Here is a 22,946-nt window from a genome sequence, read left to right as displayed (position 1 = left end):
GGCAGATTTTGCTCAATACGCAGAGGAAAGAACTATGAGACTGCTTACTATCAATATTCACAGCCATGGAAGTGACTTTGAACCGGAACTTTATCATCAGAAGATGAAGGCGCTGGCGGCATTTATGAAGGAAGAAGAGATCGATGCCGCGGCGATCCAGGAATGCAGTGAAGAGGAGGACAGGCCGGTGGTCTCCGGCCCCCTCCCCATGCATTGGGTGCCGGCCGGACCGGACTCCCGCGTCCGGGAGGATAACTGTGCGCTGATCCTGGCGGAGGAACTTCAGGGCCTGCAGCAGGAGTACTGGTGGACCTGGACCGGAGCGAAGCTCGGGTACGGAAAATACAATGAGGGTCTGGCCATCTTCAGCCGCCGCCCTGTTACAGGCGCGGACAGTTTCTATATTTCCGGCGTCCGGGACTTCTCCAACTGGAAGACCCGGAAGGCGCTGGCGGCCTGCACCGCTGACGGGCCTGCCTTTTTGAGCGTCCACATGGGATGGTGGAATGATCCGGAGGAAAACTTCCGGGGGCAGATGGAACGGCTGCAGAAGGCGCTCCGCGAAAGGAAGCTTCGTCCGCAGGACGGTTCTGACAGTTTCCTTATGGGAGATTTCAACAGTCCCGCAGCGATCCGCGGAGAGGGAAGGGACATGGTCCTGGACCTCGGGTGGCGGGACAGTTATGAGGATGCCGAAATAAAAGACAGCGGCATCACCGTTCCGGGAAACATCGACGGATGGAGGGACGGTGAACATACGGGCATGCGCCTGGATTATATCTGGACCGCAAAAAGGCACAGGGTGCTTCAGTCAAAGGTGGTCCTGAACGGGATCAGCGGGCCGGTGCTTTCCGACCATTTCGGAGTCCTGGCGGTGATCGAATGAATAAGGGAGCAGACAGCATGAGAGAAAGTGGAATTCTTCTTGCCATCAGCAGCCTTCCTTCCGAATACGGGATCGGCTGCTTCAGCAGGGAAGCATATGAGTTTGCGGACCGCCTTTCAGAGGCGGGCCAGAGTTACTGGCAGATCCTGCCGCTGGGGCCGGTGGGATACGGAGATTCACCGTACCAGTCCTTCTCCACCTTCGCGGGCAACCCTTACTACATTTCACCTGAGACGCTGGTGGAAAAGGGATGGATCACTGAGGCGGACTGCCGCGAAGCCGGCCTTTCTTCCGACCCGCGCGGTGTGGATTACGTGCTGCAGTACCAACGCCGCTATGAGCTGCTCCGGAAGGCGTACAGAAACAGCCGGATCGAAGAGAATGAGAAGTTCCGGGCGTTCACGGAGAAGACGGAATGGCTTCCGGACTACGCGCTGTTCATGGCTCTGAAGGAAGAGAACGGAGGAAGGCCCTGGTACGAATGGGAAGATCCGCTGAGACTCAGGGATCCGGAAGCCTTGGCCGCGGCGCGGGAACGCCTGGAGGAAGGCATCGGTTTCTGCAGTTTCCTGCAGTTTGAGTTTTACGAAGAGTGGATGCAGCTGAAGGACTACGTGAACCGGAGGGGAATACGGATCATCGGAGACATCCCGATCTATGTATCCCTGGACAGTTCAGACGTCTGGGCGGATCCGGAACTTTTCCAGCTGGATGAAAACCGCCGACAGACCGCGGCGGCGGGCTGCCCGCCGGATGGCTTCAGCGCTGTGGGACAGCTCTGGGGCAACCCGCTCTATGACTGGGACTATCACAAAAAGACCTGTTTTGCCTGGTGGCTGAAACGTCTTAAAAACTGCTTTGATATTTATGATGTGATGCGGATCGACCATTTCCGCGGCTTCGATGAATATTTTTCCATTCCTGCCGGTGCGGAGGACGCAAGAGCAGGCCATTGGGAGAAGGGACCCGGCATGGATCTGTTCCGGAAGGTCTCGGAAGCCTTCCCGGGACGGGAGATCATCGCGGAGGATCTGGGGTATGTGACGGACAGTGTCCGGCAGCTGGTGAAGGACAGCGGCTATCCCGGGATGAAGGTCCTGGAATTTGCCTTTGACTCAAGAGATTCCGGCTGTGCGGAGGATTACCTTCCCCACAATTACGAAAAGAACAGTGTGGTCTACACCGGCACCCATGACAACGAGACGGTGACCGGCTGGTTTTCCGAGGGCCTGAAGCCGGAGGAGAAGGAGGCAGTCAGAGACTATTTCTGCGACCATACGACTCCCGACGCCGGGATGCACATACCCCTGATCTGCGCCGCCATGCGAAGCGTCAGCAGACTCTGCATCATCCCCATGCAGGACCTTCTGGGGTACGGAAACGAGGCAAGGATGAACGCTCCTTCCACCTACGGAAACAACTGGAAATGGCGTCTTCTGAAGGATGAATTCGGAGAGAAGGAAGTGAAGACGCTGTATGAGATCACGAAGCGGTACGGAAGGATCGGAAAATGAGAAAAGAGGAGGGAGCTGCCGCAATGGTGTGCTACCCGTCAAGAGGACAGTGAATAATTAAAAAGCTCTTTACCGCCAGTCAGAGCAATAATCGGCTGGCGGTATTCTTATGCCGCAGCATCGAAATAATCATGGAATTCCGCAGGTGTCATCAGATGCATCTTCCGCTGGATCCGCTCTGTGTTGTAATACCTGATGTAGGATTCAACAGCAGTAATTAGGTCTCCTTTTGAGGTGAACTTCTTGCCATAGTACATTTCCCGCTTCAAAATACCCCAAAAACCTTCCATCGGCCCATTGTCGGTACAATGGGCGCTCTGGACATACTCTGCTTCATATGATGTTAATTTTGCCCTTATCCTTGAATTCACTTCACTTTTCTGTTATTATCTACTCAACAGAGTTGCCCGAGGTAATGTGTGTCGGGGACCAGGCTGAACCTCTTGGTTCAGCCTTTTATTTTACTTGTGAATTGGGGAACAGACATGAACCTGAAGAAACCGCTGACTTTCTCGGAACAGGTGGAAAAGCTGAACGAGCACGGCATTATAATCAAGGATGCTGAGAAAAAAGCTGTAGAAGAATACCTCAGTCACGTAAATTATTACAAGCTGACGGGATACGCGTTGCAATTCCGCAAAGAAGCTGAAAGTAGCAATCTTGCCACATCTCATACCTTCTCAGAAATTAAGAAGCTATATGATTTCGATGCCGATATGCGACAAATGCTACGCGGTTATCTGGAAATCGTAGAGACCTACTGTAAGACACAGATTGCAAACTCTTTCGCACTTGAAAAGTGCATGACACCTCCCTATGATCAGCATTACAATGAGGCCAATTACTACAACGAAAAGGGCTTCCAGCACATCATGCAGAACTTTGGGAAGGAACAATCCTACTACGCAGACAGCCTCATCGTTAAGCACCACAGTGAGAAATATGAAGGCAAAATGCCCTTGTGGGTAATGATGGAACTAATGTCATTTTCAAGCGTTTCCAAGCTCTACAAAGCGATGTTCGAATCTTCGCAAAAACGAATCTCAAAGAACTTTGGAGTTGGATTTAGGACACTGGGAAACCAGCTTCACTGCTTGGCCGTACTCCGAAACAAGTGCTCTCATGCAGGACGTCTCATGAATGTCCGTTACAACCCGCCCGCGCATCTTTCAAGAAAATTTTTGAACGATCACCCATCGGTCAGCAGCTCTTCTCTCTTTGCGTATCTGCTTGTGCTCAAATGGCGTCTGCCAACATCAGAGCAGAAAAGTAATTTCCAAGGAGATCTCTTCGCTATTCTTGAAAAATATAAAGACATTGTCGACCTTTCTTTAATCGGATTCCCGAAAAATTACAAGAACATCCTATGAAGTTCAACGGGAGGCGGGGAATTATCCCCGCCTCCCGTTTTAGTCAACCGAAAAGACCGGCAAGCTGGGGCACCAGCGTGATACCGATGAGCGCGACACCTCCGCCTGCCATCAGCTGCTTCATGCCCTGCGACTTTGCTTATGTGTGATAAAGAAGCAATAGAAGTGCAAAAAATTTTGCCGTTCCTATCCGACACTTGGCCATTGTGTCGGATAGGTCGGGCGGTTATTCGGGCAAGTCAATCTTGCCGACAAAGCTGTAATAAATCTCAATGTCCTGCCTGCGGGTGCCGTTCTCATCATAGCTGCACTCATGCACCACAATTTTCTCGATCATTTCCCGCAAGAGAGTGGGGGTCAGTTCTTCAAAGGCAAGGTGCTTGCGGACAATGCCCATAAATTTCTCGGCGTTGACGGTAGCTGCCTGTGACTTGTCCAGTTCGGCTTGCAGGGCGGCGGCTCTCTTTTTCAGCTCCGCTTGCTCGGCTTCGTAGTCAGCCGACAGTTCCATGAAACGCTCATCGCTGATTTTGCCGTTTACATTGTCCTCATACAGCCGCTTGATAATGCGGCTGATTTCAGAAATGCGTTCCTGCGCCTGTTCAAGCTGCTTGATGGCTGCGGCGGTCTTTCGCTTGCCGCCGATCTCGTTCTGCTGGACAAGTAGTTTCACAAACCGGCTCTCATGCTTGGCTGCGTATTCGGTCACTTGCCGGAGATTTGCCAGGACACCAGCGGTCAACAGATCGGTGCGGATAAAGTGCGCCGTACAGTTGCGGGTGCGCTTCTTGTAGCTGCCGCAGATGTAGCAGTCCTGTTTGCGGTCTTTGTTCTGATACCGCTGCTGATACAGCACATGGCCGCAGTCGGCGCAGAACAAAATCCCGGAGAACAGCCCCACTTCATCGTAGCGGTTCGGGCGTTTGCGCTGTTTGCGTAACTCCTGCACCCGTTCCCATGTTTCCTTGTCGATGATCGGCTCATGGTGGTTCTCGAAAATGGCCTGCTTCTCGACGGGGTTCTCTATGCTGTGCTTGACCTTATAAGAAGGCTTTTCCGTTTTGAAGTTCACCAGACATCCGGTGTACTCTCGGTTTTCGAGGATATGAACGACGGTGTTGGTCGCCCATTTGCACTCATAGCCTGGGTGATAACGGCGGGTGCTGCCTGTCCGCTGATATTCCAGCGTCCCCGGCGTGGGGATTTGCTGCTCCGTCAGCATACGGGCAATCTTGGTCGGGCCGTTCCCGGCAAGGCAAAGCTGGTAAATCTGCTGCACCACCGGGGCGGCTTCCTCGTCTATAATAAAATTCTCGTCCTCGTCCATCACATAGCCGTAAACCGGCTTGCTGGTAACAGGCTTGCCGCTCATGCCTTTTGACTTTTTCACTGCCTTGATTTTCTTGCTCGTATCTCTCACCAGCCATTCATTGAACAGATTTCGCAGCGGGGTAAAATCGTTGTCCATGCCCTCGCTGGCACTGTCCACATTATCGTTGACAGCGATAAAACGCACACCCTTTTGAGGGAACAGCATTTCCGTGTAAAACCCTACCTGCAAGTAGTTTCGCCCTAACCGGCTCATGTCCTTGACGATGACCGTACCCACTTTCCCGGCTTCAATGTCCGCAAGCATGGCTTGAAATCCGGGCCGCTGGAAGTTCGCGCCGGAAAAACCGTCGTCGGTGTACCAGCGCAGATTGGTAAAGCCGTTCTGTTTTGCGTAGGTTTCGAGTATCCTTTTTTGGTTCGATATGGAATTACTCTCGCCTTGCAATTCATCCTCGTGGGACAATCTCGGATAAAGGGCGGTAATGAGGTTTTGGGTGGCTTGTCTTAACATAAAATCCTCCGTTTCCGACAGCCAGCCCCACTATTCCGTGGTTTCATTGTACCACGGAACGGCGGGGGCTGTACAGCGGCAAAAGCGTTAAATTTGCTTCTTTACAGCTTTTCAATTTTCCGATTTTTATGGTATGGGTTGTCGTCCCATATTTGCAGTAGAAAAGTTCATAACTCCGTGGTATACTCTGATTTAACAAAAAAATCAGAAGTTAAAGGAGAAAACATGAAGTATACAATAGATGAATTAACCGCGGCCAAAAGGCAAATTGATTCAACTCTGCACAAGCTAAGAGAAACAGTAAAAACATTTGAATCAAAGGATAATTCCGAGCGTTATAAATCACAAATCACATTGGCAAAGAGAAGAATAAAAGCCTTTGAAATTGCAAATTATTTTATAGAGAATGAGATTAAGAATTGCTAAAGCACTTCCGATTTTCGTTCCAGCGGTCATGCTCCCTGGCATGGCCGCTTTTCCATGCCCCGGTTCACGCCGGATAAGTCGGCTCCTGTGTAGCAGCGGCTTCCGCTTCCAGTACCCGCGCCATTTTGTCGGCGGCTGTGGTTGTGGTGTCTTTCTTGAAATAGCCGGACACGACAAGGACGGAATTGCCCATGCGGATTTCCGTCACACAGTCAGGGCGGCGGGTGGTGCGGGTGTCGTGCTGCTTGTTATCTGCCATAGGCAATACTCCTTTCAGTCGGTAATCAGTTTCTTCATGCTCTCCATTTTCCGCTTGGCGGTTTCCTGCCGGAAGTTGTCGCCGGTAAAGCGTACCGGGACGCACATGGAAAGCAGGCGGTCATAAATCCGGGAATGGGCGGTGTCCTCCGGGTTGTGCAGGTCGTCCAGCGTAAGGTTGGTCGTGACGATCAGCGGCTTGCCGCTGCGGTAACGGCTGTCAATCACATTGAACACCTGTTCCAGCCCGTATTCCGTCCCGCGTTCCATGCCGAAGTCGTCAAGGATCAGCAGCGGATAACGACAAAGGCGGGAAATGTACTCGTTGCGCCCCTCAAAGCTGGCGGCAAGGTCATTGAGGATAAGAGCAAAGTTCGTCATGCGGACGGGGATTTCTTTCTCCATGAGGGCGTTTGCGATACAGCCTGCAAGGTAGCTTTTGCCGGTGCCTACGCCGCCCCAGAACAGGCAGCCGATATTGTCTGTCCGCATATCTTCCCAATGCTCCACATACCGGCGGGCAAGCCCGGTCTGCGGGTTCCTGCCGTTGTCGTTCTCGAAAGTCCAGTCCCGCATGGTGGGGTCGGTAAAGCCCCGGCGTTTCAGTTCTTCCACGGTGTCAAGGTGTCTGCGCCGCTTTTCGGCGGCTTCCCGTTCCTCGCGGGCGGTTCTCTGGCAGTCGCACTCTGCCGGGTGGCGGTCGCGCCCGAAGATAGCGGCCTTATCCGGCGCAAAATAGGCTTCTTTCGGCTTGCGGCACTTGCCGCAGTACAGTAAACCGTCCTCGCCGGTGTAGTCCTCCGGCTCCGGGATGGTGGTCGTCATATTCTCCAAAACCGCGTTGATTTCATTCTTCATAAACTCTCGCCCTCCTTGCATGAGTAGTCTGGTATGCCCTTTTTAGGGGCTTCCTTTTTGTCGTTCCCCGCCCATATCCGCAGGGCGGCGGCATAGTTCTGGTAGCTTTTCCCGTTGGCGGCAAGGTAGCGGCTCATTTCCTCGATGAACCGTTCCAGCCTGTCAGGGTACTCTGCCTGCAACTCGTCGTATTCGGTCTGTGACAGAAAAATATTTCCATATCGGCCATAGGGCGCGGACGGCCCCCCACTCACTCCCTTTGTTTGGCTCTCTGTAAGGTTGTTTATAGTAGTTTGGTTAGGGGACGGTTTTCCGACCATCATAAGGTCGGTTTTCTGACCATCAGTAGGACGGTTTTCCGGCTCTATGAGGGGCGGACTTCCGGCCATCAGTTGGTCTGAAAACTGTACCTGTGGCACTGGCGGTACTTTGACATAAAGCCGGTTCGGTGCGGAGAAGCCGCCCCGTTCCCGTTCCAACAGCCCCGCCGTGTCCAGTTCATTAAGCGCCCCCTTGATGGTGGTGCTGCCTTTATCCAGTATTTCTGCTATCTCCGCGATGGGATAGATAATATAAATCCTGCCCTCGTCGTCCAGCCACTTGTTTTTCTGGGAGAGGGTGGAACGGTCTAACAGCAGCGAATACAGCAGCTTGGCGGTCTGTGAAATCTCCATTTTCAGCAGGAAACGGGGATACGGCAGATAGGCGGGCAGCCGCGTGTCTGCCCTGATATAATCAGCGATAGGATCACCTCCCTGTGTTCGGGTTGATTTTGGCGTATTGTCACGCATTAAAACGCCGTTTCCGGGGGAAAAGGATAAATGTATCGCGTACCCTTTGACACCCACGAAAAAAGCCTTGATTTATGCGGGTTTGAAAGGCTCTAAAGCGTGACATCTCTGCCTTTGTTTCCGCTTTCTCTCGGCGGCTTTGATTTTCTTCATGCGCCCGGCGCAGTCGGGGCAGTATTTTCCCCGGTTGGATTTGGGGACAAAGGCCGCCCCGCAGACGGCACACCGTTTCCGGCTTCCCCGGCACAAGAGGGCTGCGGCCAGCTCCCCGTCAAGGGGCAGGACAGCCACACGGAACCAGTGGCACATGAGGGAAAAGGAAATGCTCTGGACGCACACGCAAGGCTCCCCGTCGTCCAATAGCAGGCAGTTCCCCTCATCGTAGTTACAGCACTCATGTACCAGCCGCCGCGCCCGCCGGTGCTGGCGGTAGTCCATGTGGGGCAGGTTATCGCTCATGGCTCTGCTCCTTTCTGCGGTGCGGCTCGTCCCGGCGCAAAATCTGGTCGATGTTCCGCTTGACGGTCTGCAACTCCTTGAACCGCTGTTTCTGTTCGTGATAGGTGTTATACAGGCCGTCTTTCTCGGAGATAAGCTGCTCGATCTCGGCCTGCAACGCTTTCCGGGCGGGCAGCTTGGTAATGCCATGCGCCTTGAAATACCGGGCTGCTGCGTCGGCTATGATAAAATCGCTCTCATGGGCCTGCCGGTATGCGGCGCGGGCTTTCTCGGATTTCTGTGCCCGCAGCCCGTCGCGGGCGGCCTTGGTCTGGGCGTAGGCCAACACCTGCCGCTGCAACTTCTTTTTCCCTTGCAGCTTCGTTTCCAGTGCTTTCAGTTCGCCGCTGGTCTGGCGCATTTTCTGATAGGCGGTGTCAACGGCGGCTTCTAACTGCTCCGGGGAAGTAAAGCCGTATTGCTGGTAGACGGACAGCGTTTTGGCGGCCTGCTTCAGATTGTGTATCTTCGCCCAGCGTTCATAGCCCCGGCCTTTGCCCTCGGCCATTTTCTGCTCAATGTCCACAAGCCGCTGCACTCCGTCCTGTTTCGGGGCGGCTATCTCGGCTCTGGCAACCTGCAAGCGGTCTTTTATGGTGCGTGGGGGATCGGGGGATCTGGCTGGCGCTTCGGCTGCTCTGGCGGCGTTTTGCTCTAAAACGGCAAAGACAGCGGCGCGGTCAAAATCGTCGCCCAGCTTCCGGGCGGTAATTGGCTTTGTCCTGTCCGGCGTGAGGTAGGAAAGCCGCCCCCGGCTCTCCTTGACGGTCACACCCTCCTGCAGCAACAGAGAGGAAAACTCGTCAAAGCTGGCGGCGGTGGCAAGGGCTTTCCGTAGGGTCTGCCGCAGCTTCTCCTTGTTCGTTTCAAACTTGGTCTGCCGGGGCGTGATACTATCGGCAATCATGGGGGCGTTCTGCTTGTCCAGCGCGGCCTGTCCCTTTTTCTGCGCCCAATACTCCCGGTCGGTGACGCGGTTCTTGCTGCCGTTCAAGAGGTCGATTTGATAAAGCCCCTCCCGGTGGCACATCTCCATGACTTCGGATTTGAAGTAGCGCAGGGCAGCGTCGGTACATCGGTGCTTGCAGCCGACTTTCGTATCGGCCGGCCTGTCCATGTAGGGCAGGAACGGCACTTCCTCAATCCGCAGGCTGTTTATGACGATATGCACATGAATGTTGCCGCTGTGGTTATGCCCGTCCGGGTGGGTGCAGACAAGGGCCTGGTGGCCGGGAAAATGCTCTTTACAGAATTGTTCCCCCAACGCCTGCGCCCGGTCTACGGTCAGGCCGTTGTCCGGCCCGTCCCGCGGGTCAAAGCTGATGATGTAGTGGTGGCTTTTCACATCTTCCCGCCGCTGGTTTTTCTGATAGCGGAGATTGGCCCGCATACACGCAACGGCAAAATCCTCCCCGTCGCAGTTCAGCGTGGACAGCCGGTAGTCCTCGCGGGGGATAAGCCTGCCGGTTTCATCAAGGACGGGCTTCATGGTAAACTCGTCATGCTCAAAGAGAAGATATTGCTCGGCGGCTCCGTAGTCGGCGTTTTTAGAGTTGATATGCTTGAGTGTTGCCAACCGCGTCACCTACTTTCTTGAGGACTTCATACTTGAGGACGGCAAGGTCGGATATGGCGGCGCGTACCTCGCCGGAAAGGGTGTTGTAGGGTACGCCGTATTCGTTCAGATACCGGGCAATCTGATTGAGGTTGCCGCCGATCCTGCCGTACTCGGCTGTCAGCTTCCCGACAGCGGAAAGCAACTCGTCATTGACCGACGACACATGGACAACCGGGCGTATGGTCGCCCGCCGTATCGCCTGCCGGAGAAATTCGGACTGGCTGATACCATAGGGCGCAAGCCGCGCTGTGAAGTCGGCATACTCATCTTCGGACAGCCGGGTTTTCACAACGCGGCTGCGGTGGGGCGTGTTGTATTTCTTTCGCATGGTGTGACCTCCTTTCTCGCCCGTAAGGGCGCATGAGCAGGGTTTGGGGAAGGCACTCCCCAACAAGTTTCCCGCGAGGGGCAAAACTGCAGAATTGCGGATTTTGGCACCGTGGTAGAAACTTGCTCTCCGTGACTGCAAACTTTCTCTCACTTCCGTCCGCCACTTTTTTGGAAAACTGCAACCACAAAAGTTTGTTTCTCTTTTTCTGCTACTACTAATCCTGTAAAGGGCATTCCTGCCCGCTTTCGCTAAAATGACACCGGACGCAGTGGTTTCTACCCGGTGTTGGAGAAATCCTTTCTCTTTGCCCTCTACTACGGGTAAATGCTCCAAATGCCAAACACCAGGGCAGAAAAATTCCCTCCTCGCTTACTACTACAACCGGCAGGGGGCAAAATGGCCGGGAGCGGAGCCGGACAACAAAAAAAGCAGTAAATCTTTTTCAAGACTTACTGCTTTCGCTGGCCGCGTCGGTGGCGGCTGGTATTCAGTTTTTATGACTTGTCCGGTGGTTCGTCAAGCCGGAACTTGAATTGACAGTCAATTAACCGCTGCTTTACATAGTCCTCCACCTCGGCGTTGACCTGCCCGTTCACTTTTGAGAAATAGCGGATATATCCGGCGTAGTGGAGCAGGACAGCGTTCACGGCTTCTGGGTCGCCCTCACGGGCTTTGAGGATTGTTTCATAGGGGAGAAGTCTACTCATACCGGCTCACCCCCATTTCTTCGCGTAGCCGCTGCAAGGCAAGCTGGATATGCCGCCCCGCTGTGCTGCGTGACCGGCCAATACACGCGCCGATCACGCGCTGCGGCTGGCGCAGAAAGTAATAGCGCAGGATTTCTTCCCGCGTCTGCTCCGGCAAAACAGAGATCGCGTCGGCAAGGGCGGCGTTGCAGAGCAGGACGGTCTGACCGCAGACGGTAAATGGGTATTCCTCGTCCGGCTCCGACGCGGCAAACTGGACAAACTTCTCGTTCATCAGATAGTCAAGGGAAACTTGCCGTTCCCATTGCCGTTTAAGCTTCAAAATCTTGTCCAAGGCGGCACAGCGGATAACAGTCTTGCAAAAGGCGTTGTACCTGCGCTGGATATATTCTTGATAGGCTATCTGGTCGGTCATGGAAATTCCCCTTTCTGAATAATAGTGCGGGGCGGTGGCACTTCTTGCTGTCGCCCCTTGATTGCCTACCAGCAAAGGCGGGCGGGGCTGTCAACGGCTGCGCATATGCGCCGTTCATCTTGACCGTTGACTGGCTCGGCTGGGTTTGCTATTTACCCGACAAACTTGAATTTATTTTAAGCTATCACGTTTTACCTTCTTAAGCCTTACTATCATTACCATAGGAATTTCTTTGTTGGTTTTAAAACATTCTTCATAAAATCCATCAATGACAAATCCAGCTCTAAAACAAAGGTTAAAAATATCTTGTATGGAACGATGATAATAAATCTGCTCTTTCGGTTGCCCTTCAATCGCTATATCATAGTAACTGTGCGGTGTCATATATTTTTCAGTCAACGTGACAAAACAAGGGTGTTGCGTTGCAAAGACAAAAATTCCGCTTTCCTGCAACAGTTCATAACCAGCCATAAGAAGTGGTTCAATATCCGTAATATCCATAATTGCCATATTAGAAACTGCTTTCGTAAAGGCTCGATTTCTTTTTAATTCTAATATACTTTTTCTATCGGTCGCATCCGCCACACAAAATTCAATTTGTTTTGCATATTGTGATTGCCGTCTTTTAGCCAATTCTATCATTTTTTTGCTGTAATCAAAAGCGACAACCGAAGCGCCTCTTTGTGCAAGATACGAAGAATAATTTCCATTGCCACACGCAATATCCAAAATGTAATCCGCAGGATTAGGAGATAGAAGTTCCGTTACTTTGGGACGCACTACCTCTCTGTGAAATTCATTAGATTCGTCACCCATTGCATTATCCCAAAATTGTGCGTTCTCCTCCCAGATTTTTTTACTTTCCTCTGTTCCCATGTTCTCTCCCACTCCCCAAATTTGCTTTTTTGCTTCCATTAAATCTTCCTTACTATATTCCATTGTTACCCTCCATAACTTCTGATTGTTGCCGTCTTGACGATTATGTATCTTTACATTACCTTCTGAAACATATGGCGCACCTTGTCCAGGCGGCTGTTTGGACGGCGGGGCTGGATGACCGGCTGACCGACAGCGGCCTGATATCCTTTCAGCTCTGTAAGGCATACGCTCCGCCCGTTGGTGTAAAAGGCCAGATCAGTACGGTATGCCTGTATACAGCGGGCGGGAATCTCGCCAGTAAAGACAACTTCATCCTTTTTTACCTGGGCCGTTTCGATGGTGGCACAGTATTTCGGTGCATCATGATAAGCCCTGGAAAGGTATTCCTGGGGCGCATAGAGGATGAAGGAGAGATAAGGTTCCAGCAGCTGCGTCCCCGATTCCTTCAATGCCTGTTCCAATACAATCGGGGCCAATGAGCGGAAGTCCGCCGGCGTGCTGACCGGACTGTAATAAAGCCCGTATTCAAAGCAAATCTTACAGTCCGTTACGTTCCAGCCGAACAAGCCCTGCTCCAGCCCGTAACGGATACCATCCCTGACAGCGTTTTGAAAACTCTGGTTCAAGTATCCCAGCGAAACCCGGCTCTCGTATTGTACACCGGAGCCAAGCGAGAGTGGTGTAACAGACAGTCCTATGGATGCCCAAAACGGGTTGGGCGGCACCTCGATATGGATGGTGTGGCTGGCTGCTTTGAGCGGCCGCTCCATATAAATGACGGAGGGTTCCTTTACCACTGTTTCAAGCTTGTATTTTTCCGACAGCAAAGCGGAAACAACCTCCAACTGCACCCGGCCCAAAAAAGAAAGAATGATCTCATGGGTGATGGAATCCACTTCGCAACGCAAAAGCGGGTCAGTATCCGCAAGTTGCGTAAGAGCGTCCAGCAGCCGTTCTCTTTGCGCTGCCGTTTTCGGCGCAATCGTCGTCCGCAGCATGGGGAGGGGGTCCTCGCGCCACCTTTTACGAGGGAGCCGGGTTTGGTCCCCTAATACATCGTTTAACCTCACGCTGTCGCTGGGAAGGATAACAATTTCACCCTGATAAGCGGTGTCTGTCCGAACAATTTCCCCTTTGGATGGAATACGCATCTCTGTGATTTTCAGCTTTTCTCTCCCGGCCAGGGCCACCGTATCCCGCAGGCGCAGCGTTCCGCTGTATAACCGTAGATAGACACGCCGCTGGCCGCAATCGGTGTACTCAACCTTGAAAACGCTGCCGCATAGGGCGGCGCCCCCCTGTTCCCCAATCGGTTGGAACAGCCCTGTCACCGCATCCATCAACGGTTGAATGCCAAGGCCATTTTTGGCGCTGCCATGATAGACTGGGAACAGGGAGGCGTCTTGAACCCGCTGCTGTTCCTCCCGCGCAAGTTTTTCCCGGCTGATTGGTTCTCCTGCGATATACTTTTCCAATAATTCATCGTTATTTTCGATGACCGCATCCCATGCTTCTATGTCGGTATTTTCCTCCAGGACTATTTCCGGGGACAGCGACACCGTCTGCTTGATGATAATATCGGCGGAGAGCTTATCCCGAACAGACTGAACCACGCTCTGCAAATCAACGCCAGCCTGGTCGATCTTGTTGATAAAGATAACGGTGGGAATGTTCATTTTCCGCAGGGCATGGAACAGAATACGGGTCTGGGCCTGCACGCCATCTTTAGCGGAGATCACCAAGATGGCCCCATCTAAAACAGCCAAAGAGCGGTACACCTCCGCCAAAAAATCCATGTGGCCGGGCGTATCCACAATGTTAACTTTACATCTGTGCCACTGGAAGGAAGTGACTGCCGCTTGAATGGTAATCCCACGCTGCCGCTCCAAAAACATGGTGTCCGTCCTCGTTGTCCCTTTTTCGACGCTCCCCGGTTCTGAAATGGCTCCGCTGGCATATAGCAGGCTCTCCGTCAAGGTCGTCTTTCCAGCGTCTACATGGGCAAGAATTCCAATATTGATTATTTTCATGTGATTGTCCTCCCTTTACAGCCCCAAAGGGCATAAAAATCCCCAGCAGTAAAATACTTTTACCACTGGGGATTATAAGTTGCGGACATACACATATACAGCATACACCTGTTTGTGATTGCTGTTTTTGGGGATATGTCAAAATTGATAAGGCAAAAGTATTCTTAAATTGGGTACAAAAAACTAAGCCCCTACAAAAGGAGCTATCATAATCCTTTGTTCCCACTATTTGATTATAGTTTTATTTAAGAATACCTTGCCGCATATTTTTTACTCCTTTTCTGGATTAAATCATTGTATCACATCAGTTTTAGGAAAGCAAGTACCTAAAAGAAATTTTTCTTCCCCTTATATGTAACAATCATACCGGCTTCCTAGCGTTCAGAATGTTTTCTGCTGTCTGCTGTGGTGTTTGGTTGGAATTGTCCAACCAAAAGCCGATCCGTGGTGTTGTCTGCATTTTACTAAATACAAATTCAATGTATACAGAAAGATATAAGGAGTGGGAGGGATTCCGCCGTAGTTGGCATTGTAGGAAAATCCAAAAGTTTAGATTTTCCCACAATGCTTATCTTTTGGTCTTTGGTTCGGAATAGTGTAGTGCTGGCGGTCTATCTCTTGTTTTCGGTTGCTTGCTTCCTTACCGTACATGAGCATTGGCGCCGGGGTTATCGTTGCCGTAACCTTCCAGAAGGTTGATTGCCCCCCAGATACCGAGACCTGCGCCGAGTGCCACCACGAGAGTCTGTAATACACCGACTGCGCTGTTGAAAAATGCCATCTTGTTTTCCTCCTTTGTTTTGCTTTCATTTGTCTTTGTTTGGCTCATCATTGACCTGAAACCGTGGCTATCGTCCGATTGAACCCCATTCTTGATTGTTGTCTGCTGAACCGCAGTAGGCTTGATCCCGGACATGCCTTAATCTCAGGAAGATTACCTGTCAGCCGTCATCTCTTTGGAATCCTTCCCGGTAGGCTTTACTGACGGCGCATCAGCCTTCCGTTCAGATAAGTCCGAGAGCACAGAGCCCCTGGATTTTTCCTTGTAGGCTTCCAGGAGTAACTTAAGCTGTGCATTCGTGGCATCATGCGTCTCACGACCCCAGATTGCCTTACCGGCTTTATCGATTCCGATCTTTACAGAGCGGGAAAGTCTGGTGATGCCATACTCGGGAAGCTTCATCCATACCCCCTTGCCGAACTGATTGTCATGAATCTTTCTCGGCGAGATCACAAAGGTCTCCCAGGGGCGTGAGTCTCCCTTGTCGGGGATTGGAATACTGACTTCCACGAGTTCCTTTCCGTTCTTTGAAGTAAAGGGCTCTCCGACAAGTCCTCTACCAAACTTGATGGTTACCTGATCCGTCTGCTCGGGAAGGGGCTCATCAGTGACCTTTGCCTCTTCGGCCTCCCGGACAAAATCCGGCATATCTCCGGGCATATCACCAGACATATCACCGGGCATTGCAAATCTTTCCTCTGCCATTTTGCTGTTCCTCCTTATTCCGTGGCCTCAACAACAAAAAACTCATCCTTCGGGTGGAGTTTTACCCTGGTATCCAGGAACTTCTCCATGTCAAAGGTGAGTTTCTTATCGTAGTCGGCTGTTAATTTGTAATTCGGATGCTGCGTCAAATCATACTTCTCCGACAGGAACGGACGGACACCGCGCAGCTGTAACACGCATTTGCCGCCGTCCAGAACCGCAAGCTCATCCCGGCTCATGAGCTCCTTGCCAAGCTTCTGATAATTGGTTCCATAGCTTGGGCTGTTGCCCCGCGTATCCGAGGTGTTGAAGGTATCGATGGTTTCCTTTCCGAGCGCTTCGGAGAGCTCTTTCAGCGTCGTGGGTTCTGAGCCGCCAAGGAAGACCTGGCTGTCCATGTTGCCGATAATCGTGTCGGCATTGTCTTTGTAGATCGCTTTTAGCTGAGACCTTGCCTGAAGCACCAGGCAGGCGCTGATTTCGCGGGAGCGAATCGTGGCGACTAGCTTTTCCAGATTCGGAATCTGGCCGATGTTCGCCGCCTCGTCAATCAGGCATCTCACATGGACCGGAAGTCTGCCGCCGTACACATCATCCGCCTTCTCACAAAGCAGGTTAAAGAGCTGGGTATAGATCATGCTGATCAGGAAATTAAAGCTGCCGTCCGTATCGGACATCATCAGGAACAAAGCGGTTTTCTCATCTCCGAGGGTATCCAGTCCAAGCTCGTCATACATCGTGATCTCACGGACTTCCTGAATATCGAAGGGCGCAAGTCTTGCACCGGCTGAAACGAGTATCGACTTAAGGGTTTTCCCCGCCGCAAGCTTAAACTTGGCATACTGCCTGACAGCGAAGTGATTCGGCTTCCTTTTCTTCAGATCCTCAAACATCAGATCCACCGGATTCTGGAACTCCTCGTCATCCTCCCGAACCTCCATGGCATTGATGAACTCGATGAGAGTCGCAAAGTTCTGTTCCTCCTGCGGTGCCTCATAATGAATGTAGCCAATGAGAGCACAGTAGAGCAGCGCCTCTGCCTATAGTGATAGGTAACCCTTTGATACTATCTCCGGGTTTTCCCCCACTTCACACCGGACATGCGACTTTCACCGCATCCGGCGTTCCATCGATTGTTTTCGCAAGCATTTAATCAGTCACCAAAATAGCGTTTTAATCTATTGCCGCCAGACCAGCCTGCTCTCGCAGTCTGTTTACTTTGGACACCTGTTTCTTTGTCATGTTGAGCGTTTTGGTTAAGGCTGTCAGTTTTGCCATATCTGATATTTCCAGTAATGGCAGATACCTGTAATGCAGTAAAATCATGTTTTGATAGCGCTCCTGACCGCCGTCTTTTCTTGGCTTTTTCAGCCAACATGCGATTTCGGATGCACTTCTGAATTCCTCACCGCTGACCGCACATTTTCCGCCTTGGGCTGAGAATAATGAAATCCTGCTGTCGGCGTATTCTGTACTGTGTCCACCCGATGCCATCGACCGTAATCCCTCAAGAACAAATGGGTTCAATCTGAGATTCGTGTGTATTGGCTTTCTGCCTTCTGCCGTGTAGCTACATACGGCAGACCGCTTAGAGTGCGGTATCCTGTTTTTCACGAATGCAAGCGGATATATCGGTTGGTCAATCCCGGCTACATACCGTACCATCTTCGACCTCCCATACCGTTCCTTCTCGGCTTGGGGCATGGTTCCGCCTTCGCGTTGAAGTTTGCATCCTTTTTCTGAATTCAGCCTGTTGGTTAGAACGGTCATTACCTGTCTGTGGATAATCCTGCAATCAAGGCTGATACAGGTGGCGATCTCGAAGTAGTTCTGGATTCCCATCACCATCGAGTTGTAAGTCCGGATTTCCCCTAATGGCGTCTTGCCTTCAGATGGTCTGGCTATTCTTTTCGCCTGTTCCACGAGCTTTTCCCGCTCTATTCCAAACTTCTTGTCACATATGTGGGACTGCACAGTGTATTTCTTTGCTTTCTGTCTGACCCGTATCTTGAAACCGAGGAATTCCGAATAGCGTTTTCTCACGTTCACCGTTCGTGTTTTCTCCGGAGACACCTCAAGCCGCAGTCTTTCTTCCAGCCACCGTGTCACAGCTTCCCTTGTCTTTTCGGCGTCTTCCTTCGAGCGGCAGAAGATTCTGAAGTCATCGGCATACCTTACGATATACATTTCCTTCAGGTTCGTACTCTTCATGGTTCTGTACCCGTGGCTCTTGTCGAATACCTCGTTTTTACCGATTATCCTGTATCTTCCACGGGCTACGGCTACCGGGTTGTTCTGCCATTGGCTTTCTACCCAGTGATCCAGTTCATTCAGCACAATGTTTGCCAGTAACGGCGAAATGATGCCGCCCTGCGGAGTGCCTTTGTCCGGTAGGATAGTAGTTCCATCGGGCATTCTGATCGGCGCCGTCAGAATCCGCCTTATTACGAATATCAGCTGTTTGTCCCTGATTCCCATTGCCCATATCTGTTTGATCAGCTTGCTGTGATTCACGTTGTCGAAAAAGCCCTTAATGTCGAACTCTATGACGTAGTGAAGATGCGTCACCTGCATCAGCGAATAGGTTCTTGCGATGGCGTGTTCCGCCGAGCGATTCGGACGGAAACCGTAGCTGTTATCGCTGAACTGAGCCTCACAGATTGGTTCCATGACCTGCTTGATGCATTGCTGTATCAGCCTGTCCCAGATGCATGGGATGCCGAGCGGTCTTGTTTTTCCGTTTGGTTTCGGGATGTCTTTGCGTCTGACCGGTTTAGGCCGGTAGCCGTGTCGACTCCCTGTGACAATAAACCTCACTTTCTCCACGACTTCTTCGGGAGTCATCCTCCCGATGTCTGTGATGTTTCTGTTGTCTGTGCCTGCCGTGTAACTTCCCCCGTTGGTCTTGATATTCCGATAGGCAAGGAGGATATTTTCACGCTTCATGATGATATCCATCAGATTTGTGAGTGTCTCTCCATCTTTGCTTCTTCGGTAAAGCTCATCATAGACCGGTTGCATGCCGTAATACTCTGCATGCCGAAGGTCGTCAACACATAGACTCTTTGCTTCTCCTGGCATAAGGCATCACCCCCTTTCGAAAGTGACCCTTTTGGTCTTATTCGAATCCTTATCTATGGACTGAATAATGCCTGTTTAGACCAACCGACTGGTGACCATTCCTCGTTCCCCCATTACAGGGGCTGTCATAGGTTCGATCACGGCTTTTCAGCACCGGTTCACCTGCTTATTGTTCTTCGTCAGGTTCTTCCTTGCGGAATCCGGTACCTTTCCACGTTCCGATAGTTCTATCTGTACATACGCGCCTTTAGGTTCCCACTATAGTCCTGTCGGCTTGCCTGTGCCTGTAACCCAGCATGGTCGTTCATAGGAAAAATTTTTACTAGACCACACCGACTGCGCTTTAACGCACCCCGGCATTTCTACCGGGTCTTCTTTTAGACCTGTACATTCGCGGGTTCGTCAGTCCGCCCGCCAAGGCGAACATTCTAACCATGGGCGTCTTATAGACCCTTGGCTTATAGGCAGCACACCCCACCTCTGGGGCGCTTTCGCCGGCATTGGCTGCCGGTACGGCTGCTCTCAGCCGTTGTCGTGGGGCTTCATACAAAAGCCTTTACAGCTTATGCATGCCCACCGAGGGCAGGCGTTTCAGGGCGTTACCCCGTCATTCCACCTGTCAAACTATCAGTTATCCGCACGACCGTAGTCGTGCGTCCGCCAACTTTCTACCGCTGGCGAACGTGTCGCACTCGTCCAGAATTCATCACCGGCCTTGCCGTCTCCTTTGGTGTTGGCAATGAGGGTTGTGGTCAGCTTCAGGATGTCCTTTTCCGAGCGGATATAGGCAAACGGGTTATAGTGCATTGACTTTTTGAAGTTGATGGTATTGAAGAACCGGATGCGGTATTTCGCCTTAACAAAGGCATTCCCCACCTCAAGAAGAGTCGTTCCTTTCGGATCGGTTAAAACATAGGAGCTGTGAAGCTGAAGGAGATTCGGCTTAATCCAGAACCTTGTCTTACCGGAACCGGAACCGCCGACAATCAGCACATTTTTATTTCTTGCATTGGCGGGATTCTTTGGCCGGTTGCTCATCATGAGCCGCTCTGTCCTGGTGAGAAGCACATTGTTTTCAAAAACCGGATCCATGAATGGCGCAATGTCATTCGGGCCGCCCCAACGGGCAGAACCGTATTCCGCATTGCGCCTGTATTTCTTTGTATTTTTGCCTTTCAGATGAACGGCAAGCTTAAAACAAACACCACAGATTAGACCCATCATCAGATCCGGCATGTGAAAACTCGGAAGCGGAGAGGCAAACGCTATGCCAAGCGTCGAAAAAAATGACAATAGCTTTTCCGATGCATTGACGCCTTCCGCCATGCGCCATGCCTCCCCCAAATTGGTACAGATAAGACCAAACACGAGATAGGGGATATTCAGAATCAGGCGTTTCCTCAACTTTCCGCTATCAACCCTCATCGCGACTGCTCCCTCTGCCGGTCCCTGCTAATCACCTTTGCCGGAATGTCCCTGATCGCGTCCATCAGCTTGTGCAATGTCTTCAGCACGCTCGGACGCTTGTTTTTCGCAAAGACCTCTGCAGAGTACGCATTGAAGGCGGCTGTCATGGCATCCGCATCCCGCGCCTTAAAGAACACGAGATACTTCGGCGGATTCACCGACTTATCCCTGGTAATGGCATAATCCACACCGAATTCTCTGGCATGCTTTTCAAAGCCCTTCAGGTCTGTTCCTGCGATGTCGATGTTGGTGACCCCCTGATTCTGACCTACCAGTTCCCGTATGGTCTGCTTGCCTCTCGGCGGAAGATTCCGTTTGGCTTCGGCCTTTGCCTCACTTTCCTTAATCTTCCGAATACCCCACAAAGCCAGGCGAAGCGTAATGCGTGCAGTCAGCTTTGTCGTACTGATTGCCAGATTGACTGTCCTGTTCTCGACCTCTTCCTGCAAGCGTCATCACCTCCTTTCTTTAACGTTCGTCGTGCCCGGTTTTCCTCGGTTTCGATTTAGAGCCAACCGTATCGGTATCTCTTGTCTTGGCAGCCTTCCTTGTTTCCTGTTCCTTCTTAGGGATGGGAAGCGCCATAATATGATTGCCCATACGGAGAAATGCCTCCGGCTGATGGAAGAGCTTCTCGAACTTGTTAATCTGTGCCTGTGTCAGAGAGGCGAAGCTTTCCTCGGTGAGACCGGTTACCAGGAAAGACCCGGCAACTACGTCATAGACCTCACCATTCTCATCGCGAAGCGCCCGGTTGAGCGGCAGGCCGTTCATCTTGCCTTCCTCATTTACGATTAAGCCGACCTTCTCCTCAAAGGGATAGACCACCTCGATATAGCCGCCAACGGCCTTCTGCAAATCCGAAAGATCAGACCCGATCTCAACGACTTTCGGATATCGGTTCGGCTCTACCAGAAGTACGGTGAGGCTCTTAGGCTGTTCCGGTTCATCGTCGGCAAAGAGCGCCTCTGCCAGCATGGCCTCACGGAGTTCAAAGCTACGGGCGTTCTCAAAGAGGTGTGCCTCGCTGTCATAGTGAAACACGCTGTCGGAAAGCCGATCCGCCGGGGCAACCTCTGCCTCGTTGATGTCTCGCACCATCTGCTCAAGTTGCGTCAGCGCAACGCTGCCGTCATCGGCAACCAGCAAAACTTCATGGATAGAGGAGGGCAGCACGTAAAAATCCCCGCCGATTGTCTCAACCGCCCGGTCAAGAAATCCCGGGTATCGGATTACCGAGGCTCCGTTCATGCCGCCCTCGACCGTTGCCACCCAGAGAGGAGAAGGCTCATCGGAACGGAAATCTGCCCTGTCGCCCGCCATTTCCTGCAGCACCTCATTCATGTTCCGAAGACTTGCCGGATGATTTTTAACGGCTGCGTCGATTGCATCCGCCGCCAGCCGCTCCCTGGTGATGCCGTAGCTCTTTAGCATCGTATCGGTCACCAGAACGCTGGACGTTCCGCGTTCATTGCTGCCTAAGTCAAAGCGATAGACCACCGCCATTTCCTCTACCATCTCGTGGGGAATCTCGGCAAGCCTCTCCTCGTTTCCCTTAACCGGAATCATCTGAAGCATCAAAGTCTCCTTCATCTGCTCATAGTTGCCGAGGACCTTCCAGTCAAGCTGCGGCATGTTCTGAGAAGCCTCCCGAACCGCACGCTCAATCAAGTCCATTACCTGATGCTCGGAAGCACCGGTATTGGTGCGCTCATAGTAGGCATCCAGGTTCAGGCTTGCGCTCACCTTGCTGCCGGGAAGCGTTACCATAAGTCCCTCATAGGACTCTCCCTGCAGCTTCTTCATCTCCCGGAATCCGAATTCAAGATTCGGAAAGCGCTCGCGCATTTCATCCATTACTGCCTTTTTGAAAACATCAAAATCCATGTGTCAGTCCTCCTTTTCCAGCAGGAAGCCAATCGCTTCCGCATTGTTTTTCGCATAAATGGTGTGAGAAGTGAGGTATGCCAGCGCTTCACAGAATTCCACTGCGCTTAAATCCATGCAGGCATCCATCTCATCCTCATTGATAACGGGGTGTACGATATAGAGAGGTCCGGTCACCAGGACACTTCCGTCCTTACGCGAACGGGCATATTCCTTCGGGTACATCGCCATCAGCTCGTCCGTGATAAAGTGACTGATAAAACCGGACATGCTGTGATTCAGCATGATTTCCTCAATCGCCTCGACCTCCTCAATCAGATGAAATCTATTGTTGAGTTCCGCGTAGAGTACGATGGCCTCTTCTTTGTAGACATCCTCATCTTCTTCGCCTTCAGTCACATCGTCCGGTTTCTCCGGAATTTCCCCGGCCCCGCTGAAAAATTCATTCCACTTTTCGGTGAGAACCTTTGCGTTCTTGATCTGTCGGTAATGACGCATGGTCTCTGCCATGCGCGCCATTGCTTCTTTCGTCATCCGCTATTGTTCCTTTCCTGCCGGTTTTCGGCACCAAAAAACGTCCTCGATTCCTCAAGGACGCTAT

22 protein-coding genes and 3 pseudogenes are annotated in these 22,946 nt (G+C 51.9%); 4 read left to right on the top strand and 21 right to left on the bottom strand.

Annotation, left to right across the window (positions count from 1 at the left end; translation table 11 throughout):
• Positions 1 to 34 precede the first annotated feature (34 nt).
• Positions 35 to 886 carry an endonuclease/exonuclease/phosphatase family protein gene (locus HMPREF9623_RS10185; protein ID WP_009533778.1) on the top strand — a complete coding sequence of 284 codons (852 nt, stop codon included), beginning with the start codon at positions 35 to 37 and terminating at the stop codon, positions 884 to 886.
• A 17-nt stretch (positions 887 to 903) separates the two neighbouring features.
• On the top strand, positions 904 to 2,400 hold the full coding sequence (malQ, locus tag HMPREF9623_RS10180; RefSeq protein ID WP_009533777.1) for a 4-alpha-glucanotransferase: 1,497 nt from the start codon (positions 904 to 906) through the stop codon (positions 2,398 to 2,400).
• 107 nt (positions 2,401 to 2,507) lie between these two features.
• Here malQ and HMPREF9623_RS12280 read toward each other — a convergent pair whose 3' ends face one another.
• Positions 2,508 to 2,771, bottom strand: coding sequence for an IS3 family transposase (locus HMPREF9623_RS12280; protein WP_207635121.1), 264 nt, complete (start codon positions 2,769 to 2,771; stop codon positions 2,508 to 2,510).
• A 114-nt stretch (positions 2,772 to 2,885) separates the two neighbouring features.
• On the opposite strand from HMPREF9623_RS12280, the gene HMPREF9623_RS10170 reads away from it, so the two are divergent.
• On the top strand, positions 2,886 to 3,770 hold the full coding sequence (locus tag HMPREF9623_RS10170; RefSeq protein ID WP_040800457.1) for an Abi family protein: 885 nt from the start codon (positions 2,886 to 2,888) through the stop codon (positions 3,768 to 3,770).
• A gap of 43 nt (positions 3,771 to 3,813) precedes the next feature.
• Here HMPREF9623_RS10170 and HMPREF9623_RS11935 read toward each other — a convergent pair.
• Together HMPREF9623_RS11935 and HMPREF9623_RS10160 are read right to left on the bottom strand one after the other, a co-directional pair.
• Positions 3,814 to 3,909, bottom strand: a pseudogene (locus tag HMPREF9623_RS11935) (Maff2 family mobile element protein); the annotation flags it as partial.
• Between the two features lie 87 nt (positions 3,910 to 3,996).
• Entirely contained in the window at positions 3,997 to 5,613 is a 1,617-nt protein-coding gene (locus HMPREF9623_RS10160) for a recombinase family protein (RefSeq protein ID WP_002596236.1), read from the bottom strand.
• A 225-nt stretch (positions 5,614 to 5,838) separates the two neighbouring features.
• On the opposite strand from HMPREF9623_RS10160, the gene HMPREF9623_RS10155 reads away from it, so the two are divergent.
• Positions 5,839 to 6,039 carry a hypothetical protein gene (locus HMPREF9623_RS10155; protein ID WP_002596235.1) on the top strand — a complete coding sequence of 67 codons (201 nt, stop codon included), beginning with the start codon at positions 5,839 to 5,841 and terminating at the stop codon, positions 6,037 to 6,039.
• Between the two features lie 64 nt (positions 6,040 to 6,103).
• Here the strand turns inward: HMPREF9623_RS10155 and HMPREF9623_RS10150 are convergent, their stop codons facing one another.
• From HMPREF9623_RS10150 to HMPREF9623_RS10065, 18 genes and pseudogenes are all read right to left on the bottom strand, one after another.
• Positions 6,104 to 6,298, bottom strand: a complete 195-nt coding sequence (locus HMPREF9623_RS10150) for a transposon-encoded TnpW family protein (RefSeq protein ID WP_002596234.1) — start codon at positions 6,296 to 6,298, stop codon at positions 6,104 to 6,106.
• A 14-nt stretch (positions 6,299 to 6,312) separates the two neighbouring features.
• Positions 6,313 to 7,155, bottom strand: a complete 843-nt coding sequence (locus tag HMPREF9623_RS10145; protein WP_002596233.1) for an ATP-binding protein — start codon at positions 7,153 to 7,155, stop codon at positions 6,313 to 6,315.
• Positions 7,152 to 7,886 (bottom strand): replication initiator protein A, encoded by a 735-nt coding sequence (locus HMPREF9623_RS10140; RefSeq protein WP_087325174.1) that lies wholly within the window; start codon positions 7,884 to 7,886, stop codon positions 7,152 to 7,154. The genes HMPREF9623_RS10145 and HMPREF9623_RS10140 overlap by 4 nt, the downstream gene beginning before the upstream one ends.
• A gap of 132 nt (positions 7,887 to 8,018) precedes the next feature.
• Positions 8,019 to 8,405, bottom strand: a complete 387-nt coding sequence (locus HMPREF9623_RS10135) for a cysteine-rich VLP domain-containing protein (RefSeq protein ID WP_002596231.1) — start codon at positions 8,403 to 8,405, stop codon at positions 8,019 to 8,021.
• The gene (locus HMPREF9623_RS10130) at positions 8,395 to 10,020 is read right to left on the bottom strand and encodes a relaxase/mobilization nuclease domain-containing protein (RefSeq protein WP_002596230.1); all 1,626 of its coding nucleotides are present in this window, start codon (positions 10,018 to 10,020) and stop codon (positions 8,395 to 8,397) included. Before HMPREF9623_RS10130 ends, HMPREF9623_RS10135 begins: the two co-directional genes overlap by 11 nt.
• Complete coding sequence (locus tag HMPREF9623_RS10125) at positions 9,992 to 10,390, bottom strand: plasmid mobilization protein (RefSeq protein WP_002596229.1); 399 nt, start codon at positions 10,388 to 10,390, stop codon at positions 9,992 to 9,994. The genes HMPREF9623_RS10130 and HMPREF9623_RS10125 overlap by 29 nt, the downstream gene beginning before the upstream one ends.
• 497 nt (positions 10,391 to 10,887) lie before the next feature.
• Entirely contained in the window at positions 10,888 to 11,100 is a 213-nt protein-coding gene (locus tag HMPREF9623_RS10120) for a helix-turn-helix domain-containing protein (RefSeq protein ID WP_002586615.1), read from the bottom strand.
• On the bottom strand, positions 11,093 to 11,515 hold the full coding sequence (locus HMPREF9623_RS10115; RefSeq protein WP_002586616.1) for a sigma-70 RNA polymerase sigma factor region 4 domain-containing protein: 423 nt from the start codon (positions 11,513 to 11,515) through the stop codon (positions 11,093 to 11,095). Before HMPREF9623_RS10115 ends, HMPREF9623_RS10120 begins: the two co-directional genes overlap by 8 nt.
• A gap of 171 nt (positions 11,516 to 11,686) precedes the next feature.
• Entirely contained in the window at positions 11,687 to 12,454 is a 768-nt protein-coding gene (locus HMPREF9623_RS10110; protein WP_009533775.1) for a class I SAM-dependent methyltransferase, read from the bottom strand.
• A gap of 50 nt (positions 12,455 to 12,504) precedes the next feature.
• Positions 12,505 to 14,424 (bottom strand): tetracycline resistance ribosomal protection protein Tet(W), encoded by a 1,920-nt coding sequence (gene tet(W), locus HMPREF9623_RS10105; RefSeq protein ID WP_002586627.1) that lies wholly within the window; start codon positions 14,422 to 14,424, stop codon positions 12,505 to 12,507.
• A gap of 640 nt (positions 14,425 to 15,064) precedes the next feature.
• The gene (locus HMPREF9623_RS11320) at positions 15,065 to 15,205 is read right to left on the bottom strand and encodes a Maff2 family mobile element protein (protein WP_009533774.1); all 141 of its coding nucleotides are present in this window, start codon (positions 15,203 to 15,205) and stop codon (positions 15,065 to 15,067) included.
• Positions 15,206 to 15,358: 153 nt separating this feature from the next.
• Positions 15,359 to 15,910: a hypothetical protein gene (locus HMPREF9623_RS10095; protein WP_009533773.1), complete on the bottom strand. Its 552-nt coding sequence runs from the start codon at positions 15,908 to 15,910 to the stop codon at positions 15,359 to 15,361.
• A 14-nt stretch (positions 15,911 to 15,924) separates the two neighbouring features.
• Positions 15,925 to 16,950, bottom strand: a pseudogene (locus tag HMPREF9623_RS10090) (VirD4-like conjugal transfer protein, CD1115 family); the annotation flags it as partial.
• 133 nt (positions 16,951 to 17,083) lie between these two features.
• The gene (ltrA, locus tag HMPREF9623_RS10085) at positions 17,084 to 18,991 is read right to left on the bottom strand and encodes a group II intron reverse transcriptase/maturase (protein WP_009533535.1); all 1,908 of its coding nucleotides are present in this window, start codon (positions 18,989 to 18,991) and stop codon (positions 17,084 to 17,086) included.
• A 687-nt stretch (positions 18,992 to 19,678) separates the two neighbouring features.
• Positions 19,679 to 20,416, bottom strand: a pseudogene (locus HMPREF9623_RS10080) (type IV secretory system conjugative DNA transfer family protein); the annotation flags it as partial.
• On the bottom strand, positions 20,413 to 20,907 hold the full coding sequence (locus tag HMPREF9623_RS10075) for a PcfB family protein (protein ID WP_009533770.1): 495 nt from the start codon (positions 20,905 to 20,907) through the stop codon (positions 20,413 to 20,415). The pseudogene HMPREF9623_RS10080 and the gene HMPREF9623_RS10075, both read right to left, overlap by 4 nt.
• Positions 20,908 to 20,926: 19 nt before the next feature.
• Positions 20,927 to 22,345, bottom strand: a complete 1,419-nt coding sequence (locus tag HMPREF9623_RS11930; protein ID WP_009533769.1) for a DUF5688 family protein — start codon at positions 22,343 to 22,345, stop codon at positions 20,927 to 20,929.
• Between the two features lie 3 nt (positions 22,346 to 22,348).
• Positions 22,349 to 22,879 carry a hypothetical protein gene (locus HMPREF9623_RS10065; RefSeq protein WP_009533768.1) on the bottom strand — a complete coding sequence of 177 codons (531 nt, stop codon included), beginning with the start codon at positions 22,877 to 22,879 and terminating at the stop codon, positions 22,349 to 22,351.
• Between the last annotated feature and the right edge of the window lie 67 nt (positions 22,880 to 22,946).

Origin of the sequence: Stomatobaculum longum, assembly GCA_000242235.1 — a bacterium.
GTDB lineage: Bacteria > Bacillota > Clostridia > Lachnospirales > Lachnospiraceae > Moryella > Moryella longum.
The sequence above is the reverse complement of the archived record's forward strand: the minus strand, read 5'-3'. Positions and strand labels throughout refer to the sequence as shown.